The 682-nt window shown below is 49.1% G+C and carries 1 protein-coding gene; it reads left to right on the top strand.

Annotation, left to right across the window (positions count from 1 at the left end; translation table 11 throughout):
* Nucleotides 1-682: vitamin B12 dependent-methionine synthase activation domain-containing protein (locus R7Q11_RS26610; protein ID WP_318094466.1), on the top strand; the 682-nt coding region annotated here is incomplete at both ends.

Raw genomic sequence — 682 nt, 5'->3', positions numbered from 1 at the left:
TAAGGCTCGCGGGATATGTGGTCTATTCCCAGCGGCAAGCGTGGGTGATGATATTGAAGTGTACACCGATGAGTCGCGTACCGAGGTTGCTAAAGTATTGCGCAATCTTCGTCAGCAAACAGAAAAGCCTAAAGGCTTTAACTACTGCTTGTCGGATTACATCGCGCCAAAAGAATCTGGCAAACAGGATTGGGTTGGTGCGTTTGCAGTAACTGGCGGTATCGGTGAGCGTGAGTTGGCCGATGAGTACAAAGCGCAAGGCGATGACTACAACGCAATCATGATTCAAGCGGTGGCGGATCGTTTAGCCGAAGCTTTTGCTGAATACTTGCATGAGCGTGTCAGGAAAGAAATTTGGGGCTATGCAGCAGATGAAAATCTATCGAATGATGAGCTCATCCGTGAAAAGTACCAAGGGATCCGTCCTGCACCGGGTTACCCAGCTTGTCCTGAGCATACAGAGAAAGGCCCGCTTTGGGAGTTGCTGAATGTTGAAGAGAACATCGGTATGTCACTAACAACGAGCTATGCAATGTATCCGGGGGCATCAGTGTCCGGTTGGTACTTCTCACATCCAGACTCTCGCTATTTTGCGATCGCCCAGATCCAAGACGATCAGTTAGAGAGTTATGCTGATCGTAAAGGTTGGGATAGGATCGAAGCTGAAAAATGGTTGGGGCCA

The sequence above is a fragment of the Vibrio sp. 970 genome (assembly GCF_033339075.1).
This window is presented reverse-complemented; position numbering and strand designations above follow the sequence as displayed.